Source organism: Tenacibaculum sp. SZ-18 (genome assembly GCF_002813915.1).
In the GTDB taxonomy this organism is placed as follows: domain Bacteria; phylum Bacteroidota; class Bacteroidia; order Flavobacteriales; family Flavobacteriaceae; genus Polaribacter.
Window position 1 is genome coordinate 2022292 of the sequence record NZ_CP019335.1, and the last position, 15678, is coordinate 2037969.

Sequence of the window (15678 nt, forward strand, 5' to 3'; positions counted from 1 at the left end):
ACAAATTAATTAAGTGTACTTCCTCCTTCTTCTCCTGTCCTGATTCTATATGCAGTTTTGATATCACTTACAAATATCTTCCCATCTCCAACTTTTCCAGTAGAAGCGGCTTTGAGTATTGTTTTAATTGTGATTTCTTCAAAATCGTCATTCACTACAATTGATAAATATCTTCTTTGAATATCGCTTGTACTATACGAAACCCCTCTGTATACATGACCTTTTTTCTCGTTACCTAAACCAGTAACATCCCAGTAGGAAAAAAAATTAACTCCGACTTCATGTAGTGCCTCTTTTACTTCTAGAAATTTTGACTTTCTAATAATTGCTTCTATTTTTTTCATTGTAATTGTTAATTTGTAAGTGAAATTTCATGATGAAACATTTTTGAAAAACCTTGCATGATTTTAGTGATTTTATTCTGAAACATACTGCTTACATGTCTTCCAAATTTATAGGCTAAAAAGGAAAAATCAAAAACTAACACCTTGTAAAACAAACGAAAACGTTGTAAAAAAAAAGTAGCGAGTTAAAAAAAACCATCAAAAAATCGTAATATGATAAATTGATATAAAATATTGATATTGTAATTAGAAAATACTCAATTTCAAACTTTGAAATTAGGAATTGAATAAAAATGCTTATTTTTCAAAAAAATTACTTTTTTAACAAATTTTATTAATTATAATAATTCTAAATAAAGTTTTTATTAATATTTATTTAATTTTTAGTCGTTTTTATTAAATATTTGTTAATTGTAAAACAAAAAAAAGTGCTCTTAAGGAGCACTTTTCATTCGAATACAAAAACAACTAAATTATTGTACTCTGTCCCATATGGACATTTTTAAAGTTTATATTACTATCTTCTTGATGATGGATGTAATCAACAATAAAATCACCCACTTTAGAAGTACTGAAACTATTTTCTCTATTAATATCTTGAGTCGTAATACCTAATTCCAAGGATTTTTGAACGGCGTTTTCTATGACCAAAGCTTCACTATGTAACCCCAGATGTTTTAAAAGCATTGCAGCAGATAAAATTGAAGCCAATGGATTTGCTATATCTTTTCCTTTTGCTTGGGGATAAGATCCATGAATTGGTTCGAAGAGCGCATTTTTATCGCCAACAGATGCTGAAGCCAATAAACCAATGGAACCACCAATTACACTTGCTTCATCTGATAAAATATCTCCGAATAAGTTTTCAGTAAGAATTACATCGAACTGTTTAGGATTAAGTATTAACTGCATTGCAGCATTATCAACAAACATATTACTCAGCTCAACATCTTTATATTGTTCAGCAAGTTTGGTAATTGTTTTTCTCCATAATCTAGAAGTTTCTAAAACATTTGCTTTATCAACTAAAGTTAGTTTTTTCCTTCTGCTTTGAGCAGCTTTAAACGCTAAATGCCCCATCCTTTCAATTTCTTTTACGGAATAAGAACAACCATCAAATGCGATTTGTCCATCATCACTTATTTCTTTAATACCGAAATAAATTCCACCTGTTAACTCTCGATAAATTGTAATATCTGTATTCTTAATAATATCTTCTTTTAAAGGAGAGTTTTTCAATAAGGAATCATAAGCGGTAACTGGGCGAACATTACAGAAAAGACCTAATTCTTTACGTAGCTTTAATAATCCTTGTTCGGGACGAACTTTTGCTGTTGGATCATTATCATATTTTGGATCTCCAATAGCACCAAACAAGATTGCATCACTTTTTTTACAAGAAACTAGTGTTTCATTTGGTAAAGGATTTCCTGTTTCGTCAATAGCACAGGCTCCCATTAAAACCTTTTCATATTTAAACGTATGATCGTATACTTCGGAAATTGCTTCTAATACTTTTATAGATTGTTCTGTTACTTCAGGACCAATTCCATCTCCAGGGATTACAGTTATATTAAATTTCATAATTAATTTTATAAAGAGGCTTCGTACTTTTTAATTTTTTCTTTTTTGCTTAATAGAAAGTCGATATCATCATAACCATTCAACAAGCATAATTTTTTATATGGGTCAATGTCAAACTTTTCTGAACAATGACTTCCTTGGACTCTAATTTCTTGATTTTCGAGACAAATTTCAATTGCAGTATGAGGATTTTCCTCAACTTCTTTTAATAAAAAGTTTACATATTTCTCTGAAACTTGAACAGGTAACAAACCATTATTTAAAGCATTCCCTTTAAAGATATCCGCAAAAAAACTACTAATTACAACTTTAAAGCCATAACCGACTAACGCCCAAGCAGCGTGTTCTCTACTAGAACCACAACCAAAGTTATCTCCTGCAATAAGAATTTTTCCTTTGTATTCCGGGTGATTTAAAACAAACTTATGATTTACGGAACCATCTTTTTTAAATCTCCAATCTCTAAATAAATTATCTCCAAAACCTTTTTTATCTGTTGCTTTTAAAAATCGAGCTGGTATAATTTGGTCTGTATCAACATTTGAAATAGATAACGGAATTGCCGTATCAATTAATCTTACAAACTTTTCCATTAGCTTACGTATTTTGTTACATCTATAATTTGACCTTCAATTGCTGTTGCAGCAGCTACAAGCGGACTTGCTAAAATGGTTCTAGCACCTTGTCCTTGTCTTCCTTCAAAATTTCTATTTGAAGTAGAAACACAATATTCGCCTTCTGGAATCTTATCATCATTCATCGCCAAACAAGCAGAACAGCCAGGTTGTCTTAATTCGAAACCAGCATTCTCAAAAATTTCTTGTAAACCAGCTTCTTTTATTTGTTTTGCTACCTGCTGTGATCCTGGAACTAACCAAGCATTTACATTAGAAGCTTTCTGCTTACCTTTTACATAGTCCGCAGCAACTTTAAAATCCTCTATTCGAGAATTTGTACAACTTCCAATAAAAACATAATTAATTGGTTTACCTACTAAACTTTCCCCTTTAGAAAAGTTCATATAGGCTAATGATTTCTCAAAAGACTTGTCGTTACTCTCTGGAATTTTACCTGAAATCTTAATTCCCATTCCTGGATTCGTCCCATAAGTTACCATAGGTTCAATATCTTCTGCATCAAACGAATATTCTTGATCAAAAACAGCATCTTCATCCGTTTTAAGTGATTTCCAGTATGCAATTTTTTCTTGCAACTTTTCTCCTGTAGGAGCAAACTTTCTTCCTTTCACATAATCGAATGTAGTTTGATCTGGAGCAATCATTCCTCCTCTAGCTCCCATTTCTATACTCATATTACAAACTGTCATTCTTCCTTCCATAGACATTTCTTCAAAAACATTTCCGGCATATTCACAGAAATATCCTGTTCCTGAATTTGTACCTAACTTAGAAATGATATATAATATTACATCTTTTGGAAGTACACCTCTTTTCAACTTTCCATTTACATTTACACGTAAACTTTTGGGCTTTTGCATTAATAAACACTGACTGGCAAAAACTTGAGCGACTTGACTTGTTCCTATTCCGAAAGCAATTGTACCAAATGCGCCATGAGTTGATGTATGACTATCACCACAAACCATTGTCATTCCTGGTTGTGTAATTCCCAATTCTGGAGCCATTACATGAACAATTCCGTTGTATTTGTGACCTAAACCGTATAATGTAATATCATTTTCTTTACAGTTCTTCTCTAACTGTTGAAGCTGATTTCTTGATAATTCATCTTTCACTGGTAAATGCTGATTCACTGTTGGCGTATTATGATCGGCTGTTGCAACTATCTTATCTGGACGAGCAATAGGAATTCCTCTTTCTTTCAATTCATTAAAAGCCTGAGGACTTGTAACTTCGTGTATTAAATGTTTATCTATATATAATATTTGTGGCCCATTATTAATTAAATCGACCACATGAGCATCCCATACTTTATCAAATAATGTTTTTCCCATTACGCTATTGCTATTTTTGATATTTTATTGATTTGTTTCATAATCGTATGAATATCTTCATCGATTACTTCTTTTTGTCTATCTGCAAACTGTAAAAAAGTTTGATATGCTTTATCTAATTGAATCTTTGTTAATTCATATCCAATTTTCTTCGCTCTATAAGCCAAAGCAGCTCTACCGCTTCTTGCTGTTAATATGATTGCACTTTCAGTAACTCCAACCTCTTCTGGATTAATAATTTCATAGGTACTTCTATTTTTAATTACTCCGTCTTGATGAATTCCTGAACTATGAGCAAAAGCATTTGCTCCAACTATTGCTTTATTAGGCTGAACTGGCATTCCCATTTTTTCACGAACCATTAAACTCGTATCATATAAAAGTTGCGTATTTATATCTGTATATAAATCTAAATATGGATGTTGTCTTAAAATCATGACGACTTCTTCTAAAGCGGTATTTCCTGCGCGCTCTCCTATACCGTTAATGGTACATTCAATTTGTCTGGCTCCATTCACAACACCTGCGATAGAATTCGCTGTTGCTAAACCTAAATCATTGTGACAATGACAAGAAATAATTACATTTTCAATTCCTTTTACATTTTCTTTTAAATACCTTATCTTCTCTCCATATTCATTAGGCAAGCAATATCCTGTTGTGTCAGGTAGATTTAAAACTGTTGCTCCTGATTTAATTACTTCTTCGCATACTTTTGCTAAGAATACGTTATCCGTTCTACCTGCATCCTCAGCATAAAACTCAACATCATCTACAAAATTTTTAGCATAAGAAACAGCTTTTTTAGCACGTTCAATAACCTCTGACTGTGTACTTTTAAATTTATGTGTTATATGAGAATCACTAGTACCTATTCCTGTATGTATTCTTGGCTTTACAGCATGTTTCAACGCATCGGCTGCAACTTCAATATCTTTCTGAACAGCTCTAGTTAAACCACAAACAGTTGCGTTTTTCACCAACTTAGCAATTTCAATTACCGAATTAAAATCACCAGGACTAGATACTGGAAAACCAGCTTCAATAATGTCTACACCTAAAGTATCCAATCGAGCGGCAATTTCTAGCTTTTGTTGAGTATCTAATTTACAACCTGGTACCTGTTCACCATCTCTTAATGTTGTATCAAAAATTTGGACTTTATTGTCTTTCATTTTTCAAATAGTTGTTGTTATCTATATCAAATGTATATATTGGGCCTAGAGAAATCTTGATTCTCCAAGTTGTATTTACGACACCTAAACCCATTGAATATATTTACAAATAACTGATTTACAATTATTTAAAATGAATAATTTTACAAGAGCTAATCAAATTCAAGATACTTTATTCGCACTTATTCAGTCATTAACTAAGTCTGAAAAAAGACAGTTTAACTTATATGTAGGCAGATTGGTTGGAAATAATGAAGCTAAATTTTATGCTCTTTTTAAATTTCTTGAAAAACAAAAAAAGTATGATGAGAAAGCTATAATTCAAAGCGGAATTGTAAGTAAACAACAACTTTCAAACTTAAAAGCACATTTATATAAACAGATTCTTACAAGTTTAAGAATGAATCCTGCTCATAAAAATATCAGAGTTCAAATTCGTGAACAACTTGATTTTGCTACAGTTTTATACCAGAAAGGATTATATAAGCAAAGTTTAAAACTATTGGATAAAGCCAAAACCATGGCAATTGATAATGAAGAGAAAAACATTGCTTACGAAATCGTTGAATTAGAGAAAATCATTGAAAGTCAATACATCACAAGAAGTATTGATACAAGAGCTGATGAACTTACTATTGAAGCAAAAGATTTAAGTCAACAAAATGTGATTACCAGTAAACTTTCAAATTTATCTCTTCAACTTTACGGGATTTTATTAAAAACAGGATACGCACGTAATGATGAGGAATTAAAAAAAATAAATGATTACTTCAATGCACGACTACCTGAATTCGATTATCACAAATTAGGTTTTAGAGAAAAACTTTGGTTGTACAAAGCACATCTTTGGCGTTGTTTTTTAACCCAAGATTTTTTAAACGGATATAAATATGCGAGTAAATGGAATACTTTATTCAAAGCGTATCCTAAAATGAAATTAATCAATCCTGTTTTCTATTTGAAAGGGAAAAATTATCTACTGGAATCCTTGTTTTTTACGAGACAAAAAGATGAATTCATAAAAGAATTAGCTTCTTTTGAAGAAGAAATTAATAATGAAAAAATTACTTTGAATAGTAATACTGAAATTTTAATGTTTCAGTATTTATTTGCCAATAAACTTCATAAACATTTTATTGAAGGCACCTTTAAAGAAGGTGAATATTTAATTGAAGAAATTAACAAGCGAATACATTGTTACAGTAGTAGACTGGATAAACATCATATCGTACAATTCTACTACAAAATTGCATGTTTATATTTTGGAATGGGAAATAATAAAAGATGTATTGAATACTTATCGAAAATTATTGATGCAAAAAAACTATATGTCGGTGAAGATTTGCAGTGTTTCGCAAGAGTTTTAAATCTTATCGCTCACTATGAATGTGGACTAGATTATCATTTAGAAAGACAATTTAAAGAGACCTACAAATTTTTATTAAAAATGGAGAATCTACAAGAAGTACAAAAAATATTTATAGAGTCTATTAAATCACTAGGAGATTTATATCCACATCAATTTAAAAAGGAATTTCAAAACATACATAAAAGATTAAAAGCTTTTGAACATCATCCTTATGAAAAAAGAGCATTCCTTTATTTAGATATTTTATCTTGGTTAGAAAGCAAGATTGAGAACAGACCCGTTGCACAAATAATTAAAGATAAAATTCATTAATTTTCTTTTACATTATTCAGTTTAGTGATATAATGTTTGGAAATCTCTCTGATAGAGATAATATTAATGGGAAACTCAAGAAAGACATGCATAAAACTTAGGAATAATAGTAAAATTAGTCCTAATTTGAAATTATATGCATATAAAGCTACTGAAGAAATCCAGATAACTAATAGTAATATCAATTTACTTGCATTAATATTTTTATGCCATCCAATAACTGTCGTTTTTGAAAACCAATTCAAATAATGATAGGTATATGCAAAAGAGATGAATAACTGAATTTTTCTTGTGATTATATCAGAGAAATTAAAGTTAGTTCCGTCAGAAGCACCAATTAATTTTGATACATACACATTTAATAAGTAAAAGTTACTTTCCACATAGGTGTTTGTGACATATTCCGATAATTTCCGCCAACTATCTTGATATGGCAATAAATAAATGACAAAGGGTATTAACATTAACAATACCACATTAAAACTGCCAACTTTTGAACTCTTTTTTAGTGTTCCATACCACATAAATAAAAGTGTAAAAAGGTAAACATGGATAAGTGTTGGTAATAAAATCCCAACTACTAAATTAAATGTTGATTCATTTACTAAAATAAAACTCAAAATTGCCATTATTGCAACTACAATAAATCTGAAATAAACTTTCTTTATAAACAATAGAGAATACGCAATTACTAAACATAAGAATATTGCCATATTGGAATAAGATCTTATACTATTAGTTATTTTTAACAAATTCTCTGAAAGATAAGATTCAACAATTTTAAGATCTACAAGTGCTGGAACAGCAACAATTAAAGCAAATACTACACAAAGCTGAAGCCAGTATTTTTCTTTTACAAAGTATTTTTTGTTTTGAATCCAATTTATTTCTGTAATGTAATGTAATGGACCTAAAATTGCGTATGAGATAAGAAATAACTCAAAAGGAAGCATATAAGCCAATATTAAAGAAACTATTATTAATAGCGTATTAAGTGTATCCGTATTAAATTTCATGGAGTTTTAAAAAAAGCTTCATCAAATTTGATGAAGCTCTATGTTACTAATATATTTAGTATTATTCAATAATCATTTTCTTCGTAGCTACTTTATGTCCTCTTACATATAAAGTATAAAAGTATACTCCTACAGGCAAAGAACTGCTATTAAAATAAATCTCTTGCTCTCCTAATTTCTCTAAATGAACAGTATCAATAACTTGACCTGATGTATTACTAAATACAATTGCTGCTTTATCTATTGTTTCAGGAACATAATACTTTATAGATGTTGTTCCATTAAATGGATTAGGAATATTTTGATATAAAATTGATTGACTTTTATTTGCTGTTCCATTCCCTCCAACACTTAAAGTACCATTACACGCACAGTTTTCAATACTCTCTACTCTAGAAATCAGATCATTAATTTGCGTTTGCTGCGCACTTAAAATTGGTGCTAAATCAACATTTACAGAGGCTCCGTTTTCAATAGCAACTGTTAAAGTAGTTCCAGAAAGGGTAGCTGAAGTTAGATTTTGACTGTCAGTATTTGTATATGTCGATAAATCGATCGTATTCCCATTTGCAATAGATAAATTATCTCCCGATAAATTTAGGGTTTGTGCGTCTGTGTTGTCTAAGTAAGAAGATAAATCAACTGAGCTTGCATCATTTGTTAGGCTTAACGTGTTTCCTGTTAAAGTCAAATCTTGTGAATCCGTTCCTGTTCCATCTTGTAAACCAGATAAATCAACTCCCGTACCTCCTGATATCGTTAATGTCGTACCCGATAATCCTAAATTTTGACTGTCTGTGTTATCCAAGTATCCTGATAAATCTACAGTAGTTGCATCATTTGTTAAACTTAGTGTATTTCCAGAAATAGTTAAATCTTGATTATCCGTATTATCTAAATATGAAGATAAATCAACCGTAGAAGCATTACCTGAAATACTCAATGTATTTGCAGCTAGTGAAATCGATTGTGCATCCGTATTATCCAAGTATCCAGATAAATCAACTGTAGAAACATCATTTGTTAAACTTAGTGTATTTCCTGAAATAGTTAAATCTTGATTATCCGTATTATCTAAATATGAAGATAAATCAACTGTAGAAGCATTACCTGAAATATTCAATGTGTTTGCAGCTAGTGAAATCGATTGTGCATCCGTATTATCCAAGTATCCTGATAAATCTACAGTAGTTGCATCATTTGTTAAACTAAGTGTATTTCCAGAAATAGTTAAATCTTGATTATCTGTATTATCTAAATATGAAGATAAATCAACTGTAGAAGCATTACCTGAAATATTCAATGTGTTTGCAGCTAGTGAAATCGATTGTGCATCCGTATTATCCAAATATCCCGATAAATCAACTGTATCTGAATTTCCTGTAATACTTAAAATATTTGACGCTACAGAAAGTCCTTGTGAATCCGTATTATCTAAATATGAAGATAAATCAACCGTAGAAGCATTGCCTGAAATATTCAATGTGTTTGCAGCTAGTGAAATCGATTGTGCATCCGTATTATCCAAGTATCCTGATAAATCAACTGTGGAAGCATCATTTGTTAAACTAAGTGTATTCCCTGACAAATCTAAATCTTGTGCGTCGGTATTATCTAAATATGAAGATAAATCAACTGTAGAAGCATTACCTGAAATATTCAATGTGTTTGCAGCTAGTGAAATCGATTGTGCATCCGTATTATCCAAGTATCCAGATAAATCTACAGTAGTTGCATCATTTGTTAAACTAAGTGTATTTCCTGAAATAGTTAAATCTTGATTATCTGTATTATCTAAATATGGTGACAAATCAACTGTATCGGCGTTTCCAGTAATGCTTAAAATATCTGATGCTACAGAAATTCCTTGTGAATCCGTATTATCCAAATATCCTGATAAATCAACTGTGGAAGCATTGCCTGATATACTCAATGTGTTTGTAGCTAGTGAAATCGATTGTGCATCCGTATTATCCAAATATCCAGATAAATCAACAGTTTGTTCCGCTTCACCATCATCTTCTAATGATAGACTTAATGTGTTTGATGCTAATGTAAATGTATCAATTGTTTGGTTATCTGTATCAACATTTTGAGACGAGTTATCAACCCAAGTGGAACCCGTCCAAACGTATAAAACATCATCCTCATTGTCATAAACCATCATTCCTTCATCAGCAACTGTTAATGCTAACGCAGTTCGTTGCGCGTTGGTTAAACTATTTATTTTAAAACCTTTATTCGTATCTGCTAAATCTAATGAAGCCTTAACATTTGGTGCATTAGTACCCACTCCAACGCTCAAAGGTTGCACCGAGCCTCCTAAAATCATTGCATTAGCAGTTGTGGTAGTTGCTTGATAACCAATAGCAATAGAGTAATCTGCATCAACTTGAGATTGATAACCAATTGCCATACCATGATTATTATTAACCGTTGCTTCTTGTCCAATAGCTAGAGCGTGATCTTCATTTACATCTGCTTGATATCCTAAAGCAACTGAATATTGTGCTGCAGACGGAATAGCAAAATCGTATCCAATTGCAACAGTTCCTGTTGCTCGTGTATCACTACTTTCCCCTATCGTTACAGAATATTCTCCATCAGCAAAAATTCCATAACCCATTGCAATAATATCATTATTTGAAGGTGTAATGTTTGCTCCTATAAATGTTGTTCTACTTCTATTTGTATTATCAAAATTAGAAAACGCACCCACACCCACATTGTCTTCACCTTCTCTGTTTGAAAAACCTGCTTGAAATCCTACATATGTATTTCTATTCGCATTGGTTGTACTATTAGTACGGTTATTATCCCAACCAGACATACCTCCAACGAAGGTGTTGTAATCTGCCCATTCTGTAGCAACTCCGGAAGCCGCACCAATCATTGTATTCCAACGACCAGCACCAACATCAATCCCTGCAGAGTCCCCTACTGCTGTGTTGTGATCCCCATCATCAACATCACTTAAAGCTTCATCTCCAATACCAGTATTTCTGTAACCTACATTCGAAGAAATTCCAGCTTCATTACCTACGAAGGTGTTTCTATATCCCGTTGTGTTTGAAAAACCAGCATCTTCTCCTATAAAAGTATTTTCATAACCCGTTGTATTTAAAGCTCCTGATTCTTCTCCGACAAATGTGTTATCATAACCAATTGTATTATTTTCACCAGATTCGGTACCAACGAAAGTATTATCTCCTCCATTTCGATTTAATCTACCAGCTTCAAATCCGATAAAAGTATTATCGAATCCAGTTGTGTTGCTGTAACCTGCTAAGTAACCAATAAATACTCCCTCTGATGTTGTATTTGATCTACCTGCAGCGTAACCAATAAAAACTGTTCTACTTCCTGATACTGTGAACGAACCGGTGCTGTCTCCGTAAAAGGTATTAAAATCTCCGGAGGAAATATTTACTCCTGAACCAGTACCTGATGTTTCGTTATATGTTTGTGAGTAAGAAAAAACAGTTCCTAACATAGCTAAGACCGTTAGTAATCGTAGTAATTTTTCCATTTATTTTTAAGTTTAGTCTAGGGTAATATACAAATTTTAAGCAAATTATTTAACAAAAACTTAAGTTTTTGAAATTAAATTTTCACCTCAACTAGAGTGCTAAAAACCTTAAAAGAGCGGATAAAAATGAGATTTAAATTTTATAACCTGTAAGATTGTCATATATCTCCTTGTTTAAAACATCTCCGTATAACTATCATACTTTTGGAAACTGTGTAACGCACAAACTATATTATTTCTATTTTCCAGGATAATACTAAGAAATTCTTCAAAATCTTTAGGTTTAGAACCTCGGTATTTAACATTTATACATATCACTAGCAGCTATATCCAAAAGCTTGATCTCTACTTTCCAGTATTTTTGTTTGAATCTTGGGTGCCTGCTATTTGAAAATTTCCAATCTAGTAAGGGTACGAAATTATTAATAGATTTGATTAAGTTTTTATGGAGTATAGAAGCAAAAAAGGTGACGATTAACATTGTCGTTGAATATAACACCCAAGTCGTTAAGCTGAAAAAAAAATATCATTAACACAACAATGATTTATTCAAGGCTATTCGAAACGGGAAAGCTTCTGTAGTAACTGATCATATAGAATCTTTTACAGAAAATGGAATTCAATTAAAATCTGGTGACCATTTAGAGGCTGATATTATTATTACAGCAACAGGCTTACAACTGCAAGTTTTAGGTGGAATGAAATTGCATATTGATAATGAACCGCATCAATTAAATCAAAAAATGACCTATAAGAGTGTTCTCGCTCAAGACACACCTAATTTTGCTTACCTATTCGGATATACAAATGCATCATGGACACTTAAAATTAATATCGCTGCTAGTTATCTAGCACGTTTAATTAAAGAAATGAAAGAAAGAAAAAGAACGGCTGTTATTCCTCGTACTTCGAGTGAAAGTAATATAGATGAAAGCGTTTTGGACTCGTTAAACTCAGGTTATGTAAAAAGAGGAGGTAACACCTTACCAAGACAAGGAAAAAAACTCCCGTGGAGAGTTGTTCACAATTATAAAAAAGACAAGAAAATCATGAAAAAACCAATTGAGGATCAATATCTCGAATGGATTCCCTAAACCCTGAAAGATATAAGTTTTATTTAGTTAAGGCTTTTGTTTCTTAATTTTACAAGCGCCTTTTTGTCTTAAGGTTTTACTAGGGTCAAAGGATAAAAAAATAAAAAAGCGATAACAAAAGAAAATTGCTATCACTTTAAAATTTTTGTTTAAAAACTACTATTCTATAATCATTTTCTTAGTTGCTACTTTATGTCCTCGAACATACAACGTGTAGAAATACACTCCTACTGGTAATGAAGAACTATTAAAGAATATTTCTTGCTCTCCTAATTTTTCTAAGTATACTGTATCAATAACTTGACCAGAAGTATTACTGAAAACAATCGCTGCTTTTTCCATTGTCTCAGGAACGTAATATTTAATAGAGGTGGTTCCGTTGAAAGGATTAGGAATATTCTGATACAAAATAGCTTGATTTTTACCTGCCGTTAGTCCACCATCTGCACTTAACGTTCCATCACAAGCACAATTTTCTAGTTCATTTAATCTTGATAAAACCGAAGTCATTTCTGTTCTTAACTGAGCTACTTCTGCTTGTGCAGTTGATAAATCACTCTGTAAAGTTGAAATTAATGGTGCCAAGTCAACGTTTACAGATGATCCATTCTCAATAGCTACATTTAAATTAGTCCCTACTAGTGTAGCAGAAGTTAAACTTTGACTATCCGTATTATCTAAATATGATGATAAATCAACTGAGCTTGCGTCATTTGTTAGACTTAACGTGTTTCCTGTTAAAGTCAAATCTTGGGAATCCGTTCCTGTTCCATCTTGTAAACTAGATAAATCTACTCCTATTCCTCCTGATATCGTTAATGTCGTACCTGATAATCCTAAATTTTGACTATCTGTATTGTCCAAATATGGAGATAAATCAACTGTATCTGAATTTCCAGTAATACTTAAAATATTTGACGCTACAGAAATGCCTTGTGAATCCGTTCCTGTTCCATCTTGTAATACCGATAAATCTACTCCTATTCCTCCTGATATCGTTAATGTCGTACCCGATAATCCTAAATTTTGACTATCAGTATTGTCCAAATATGGAGATAAATCAACTGTATCTGAATTTCCTGTTATACTTAAAATATTTGACGCTACAGAAAGACCTTGTGAATCCGTATTATCCAAATATCCAGATAAATCAACTGTGGAAGCATCATTTGTTAAACTAAGTATATTTCCAGAAATAGTTAAATCTTGATTATCTGTATTATCTAAATATGAAGATAAATCAACTGTATCTGAATTCCCAGTAATACTTAAAATATTTGACGCCACAGAAAGTGCTTGTGAATCCGTATTATCCAAATATCCAGATAAATCAACTGTGGAAGCATCATTTGTTAAACTAAGTGTATTTCCTGAAATAGTTAAATCTTGATTATCTGTATTATCTAAATATGGTGATAAATCAACTGTATCTGAATTTCCAGTAATGCTTAAAATATCTGACGCTAAAGAAATGCCTTGTGAATCTGTATTATCCAAATATCCAGATAAATCAACTGAGTTTCCATTCGCAATACTTAAGTCTGTTCCTGATAAACTTAAATTCTGCGCATCGGTATTATCTAAATATGGTGATAAATCAACCGTGGAAGCATCATTGGTTAAACTAAGTGTATTTCCTGAAATAGTTAAATCTTGACTATCTGTATTATCTAAATACGGTGATAAATCAACTGTATCTGAATTTCCAGTAATACTTAAAATATTTGACGCCACAGAAAGTGCTTGTGAATCCGTATTATCCAAATATCCAGATAAATCTACAGTAGTTGCATCATTGGTTAAACTTAACGTATTATCTGATAAATCTAAATCTTGAGCATCGGTATCTGCTTCAGAAGCAATCCATTGTGAACCATTCCAACTGAAAGGAGAATCCAAGTCTATATCGTATACAAACAATCCCTTCTCTAACACTGATAAACTAGTTCCTAAAGTTGTCCTCTCTGCTGTTGTTAATCTATTTAATAATAAACCTTTGTTAGTTCCACTTAAATCTAAGGAAGCATTTGCATTTGGAAAATCCGTACCAATTCCTACACTCAATGGATTCGTAGCTCCTCCTAAAACCATCGTATTAGCACTTACAGCAGAGGCTCCATTTCCTATCGCTATAGAATTATCTCCACTGACAGTTGCATTATATCCTATGGCAATATTATTTGTCGCTGAACTTCCTGCATCATTGGAAGCCGCTTGATACCCGATAACAATAGCACCGTCATTTTGAACTACTGTATTTGCACCAATACCCACGGCATTTGCAGTAGCTATATTTGTTTGATATCCCATACCTACAGAATAATCTGAATTATCAGTTGTATCAAAGTCGTACCCTAAAACAATGGCTCCTGCCGCATTTTGCATATTACCTAGGTTACCGATACCTATTGAATATTGTCCTTCATTGTAGGAATAGTACCCCATAGTAATTACATCATTTTGAGCGGCAATCGCTTGAGAACCAACAAAAGTAGTTCGATTTCTATTTGTATTACCAGAAAATACTGTAACGCGTTGTCCTTGTACAGTACCTTGTGCTCGGCCATATCCTGAAAAAGCACCAAAACCTGCATTATCTTGTCCTTCTCTATTGGATGCCCCCGCAATGTAACCAACATATGTGTTTCTATTGGCATTTGTGGTACTATTAGTTCGATTATTATCCCAACCCGACATCGCCCCGACAAATGTATTAAAGTCAGCCCATTCAGTTGCTGGTCCAGATGCAGCACCTACCATAACATTATGAATTCCATCTCCAAGATCAATTGCAGCAGAATCTCCCAGAGCAGTATTATGATGACCGTCATCGACATCTGACATTGACTCGGAACCAACTGCTGTATTTCGATATCCTACATCGGCTGAAATACCAGCTTCATTTCCAACAAACGTATTTTTATAACCAGTTGTATTACTAAACCCAGCATCTTCTCCTATAAAAGTATTTTCATAACCAGTTGTGTTATTTGCCCCAGATTCCTCTCCTACAAAAGTATTATCATAACCTGTTGTATTATTTTCACCAGATTCGGCACCAACGAAAGTATTATCTCCTCCATTAATTGTTAATCTACCAGCTTCATATCCAATAAAAGTATTATCGAAACCGGTTGTGTTACTATAACCGGCCAAGTAACCAATAAATACTCCCTCTGAAGTTGTATTCGATCTACCCGCACTGTAACCAATAAAAACTGTTCTACTTCCTGATGTTATGAACGCACCAGTACTGTCTCCATAAAACGTATTAAAATCT

Annotated in this window: 10 protein-coding genes; 2 read left to right on the forward strand and 8 right to left on the reverse strand. The window is 32.2% G+C overall.

The window, feature by feature from the left end; translation table 11 throughout:
* Nucleotides 1–5 precede the first annotated feature (5 nt).
* From BTO06_RS08985 to BTO06_RS09005, 5 genes are all read right to left on the reverse strand, one after another.
* Nucleotides 6–344 carry a P-II family nitrogen regulator gene (locus BTO06_RS08985; protein WP_100924981.1) on the reverse strand — a complete coding sequence of 113 codons (339 nt, stop codon included), beginning with the start codon at nucleotides 342–344 and terminating at the stop codon, nucleotides 6–8.
* A gap of 468 nt (nucleotides 345–812) precedes the next feature.
* Nucleotides 813–1928, reverse strand: coding sequence for a 3-isopropylmalate dehydrogenase (leuB, locus tag BTO06_RS08990; protein WP_100924982.1), 1116 nt, complete (start codon nucleotides 1926–1928; stop codon nucleotides 813–815).
* 8 nt (nucleotides 1929–1936) lie between these two features.
* Nucleotides 1937–2521 (reverse strand): 3-isopropylmalate dehydratase small subunit, encoded by a 585-nt coding sequence (gene leuD / locus BTO06_RS08995; RefSeq protein ID WP_100924983.1) that lies wholly within the window; start codon nucleotides 2519–2521, stop codon nucleotides 1937–1939.
* Nucleotides 2521–3903 carry a 3-isopropylmalate dehydratase large subunit gene (gene leuC / locus BTO06_RS09000; RefSeq protein WP_100924984.1) on the reverse strand — a complete coding sequence of 461 codons (1383 nt, stop codon included), beginning with the start codon at nucleotides 3901–3903 and terminating at the stop codon, nucleotides 2521–2523. The genes leuD and leuC overlap by 1 nt, the downstream gene beginning before the upstream one ends.
* Complete coding sequence (locus BTO06_RS09005) at nucleotides 3903–5078, reverse strand: 2-isopropylmalate synthase (protein WP_100924985.1); 1176 nt, start codon at nucleotides 5076–5078, stop codon at nucleotides 3903–3905. The genes leuC and BTO06_RS09005 overlap by 1 nt, the downstream gene beginning before the upstream one ends.
* Nucleotides 5079–5211: 133 nt before the next feature.
* Here BTO06_RS09005 and BTO06_RS09010 point away from each other — a divergent pair, with 133 nt between their 5' ends.
* Nucleotides 5212–6759 carry a hypothetical protein gene (locus BTO06_RS09010; protein WP_100924986.1) on the forward strand — a complete coding sequence of 516 codons (1548 nt, stop codon included), beginning with the start codon at nucleotides 5212–5214 and terminating at the stop codon, nucleotides 6757–6759.
* Here BTO06_RS09010 and BTO06_RS09015 read toward each other — a convergent pair.
* Nucleotides 6756–7775 carry a hypothetical protein gene (locus BTO06_RS09015; RefSeq protein ID WP_100924987.1) on the reverse strand — a complete coding sequence of 340 codons (1020 nt, stop codon included), beginning with the start codon at nucleotides 7773–7775 and terminating at the stop codon, nucleotides 6756–6758. The genes BTO06_RS09010 and BTO06_RS09015 overlap by 4 nt on opposite strands.
* 61 nt (nucleotides 7776–7836) lie before the next feature.
* Complete coding sequence (locus BTO06_RS09020; protein WP_100924988.1) at nucleotides 7837–11304, reverse strand: T9SS type A sorting domain-containing protein; 3468 nt, start codon at nucleotides 11302–11304, stop codon at nucleotides 7837–7839.
* A gap of 698 nt (nucleotides 11305–12002) precedes the next feature.
* Between BTO06_RS09020 and BTO06_RS09025 the strand changes: the two genes are divergently transcribed.
* Nucleotides 12003–12398, forward strand: a complete 396-nt coding sequence (locus BTO06_RS09025) for a hypothetical protein (RefSeq protein WP_100924989.1) — start codon at nucleotides 12003–12005, stop codon at nucleotides 12396–12398.
* 159 nt (nucleotides 12399–12557) lie between these two features.
* Here the strand turns inward: BTO06_RS09025 and BTO06_RS09030 are convergent, their stop codons facing one another.
* Nucleotides 12558–15554, reverse strand: a complete 2997-nt coding sequence (locus BTO06_RS09030) for a T9SS type A sorting domain-containing protein (protein ID WP_100924990.1) — start codon at nucleotides 15552–15554, stop codon at nucleotides 12558–12560.
* Between the last annotated feature and the right edge of the window lie 124 nt (nucleotides 15555–15678).

What these genes read in the sequence shown, in the direction of transcription:
- leuC (WP_100924984.1), bottom strand. Translation starts at nt 3,903, where the DNA reads ATGGGAAAAACATTATTTGATAAAGTATGGGATGCTCATGTGGTCGAT.
- BTO06_RS09025 (WP_100924989.1), top strand. Translation starts at nt 12,003, where the DNA reads ATGAAATTGCATATTGATAATGAACCGCATCAATTAAATCAAAAAATG.
- BTO06_RS09010 (WP_100924986.1), top strand. Translation starts at nt 5,212, where the DNA reads ATGAATAATTTTACAAGAGCTAATCAAATTCAAGATACTTTATTCGCA.
- BTO06_RS09005 (WP_100924985.1), bottom strand. Translation starts at nt 5,078, where the DNA reads ATGAAAGACAATAAAGTCCAAATTTTTGATACAACATTAAGAGATGGT.
- BTO06_RS08985 (WP_100924981.1), bottom strand. Translation starts at nt 344, where the DNA reads ATGAAAAAAATAGAAGCAATTATTAGAAAGTCAAAATTTCTAGAAGTA.
- BTO06_RS09015 (WP_100924987.1), bottom strand. Translation starts at nt 7,775, where the DNA reads ATGAAATTTAATACGGATACACTTAATACGCTATTAATAATAGTTTCT.
- BTO06_RS09020 (WP_100924988.1), bottom strand. Translation starts at nt 11,304, where the DNA reads ATGGAAAAATTACTACGATTACTAACGGTCTTAGCTATGTTAGGAACT.
- leuB (WP_100924982.1), bottom strand. Translation starts at nt 1,928, where the DNA reads ATGAAATTTAATATAACTGTAATCCCTGGAGATGGAATTGGTCCTGAA.
- leuD (WP_100924983.1), bottom strand. Translation starts at nt 2,521, where the DNA reads ATGGAAAAGTTTGTAAGATTAATTGATACGGCAATTCCGTTATCTATT.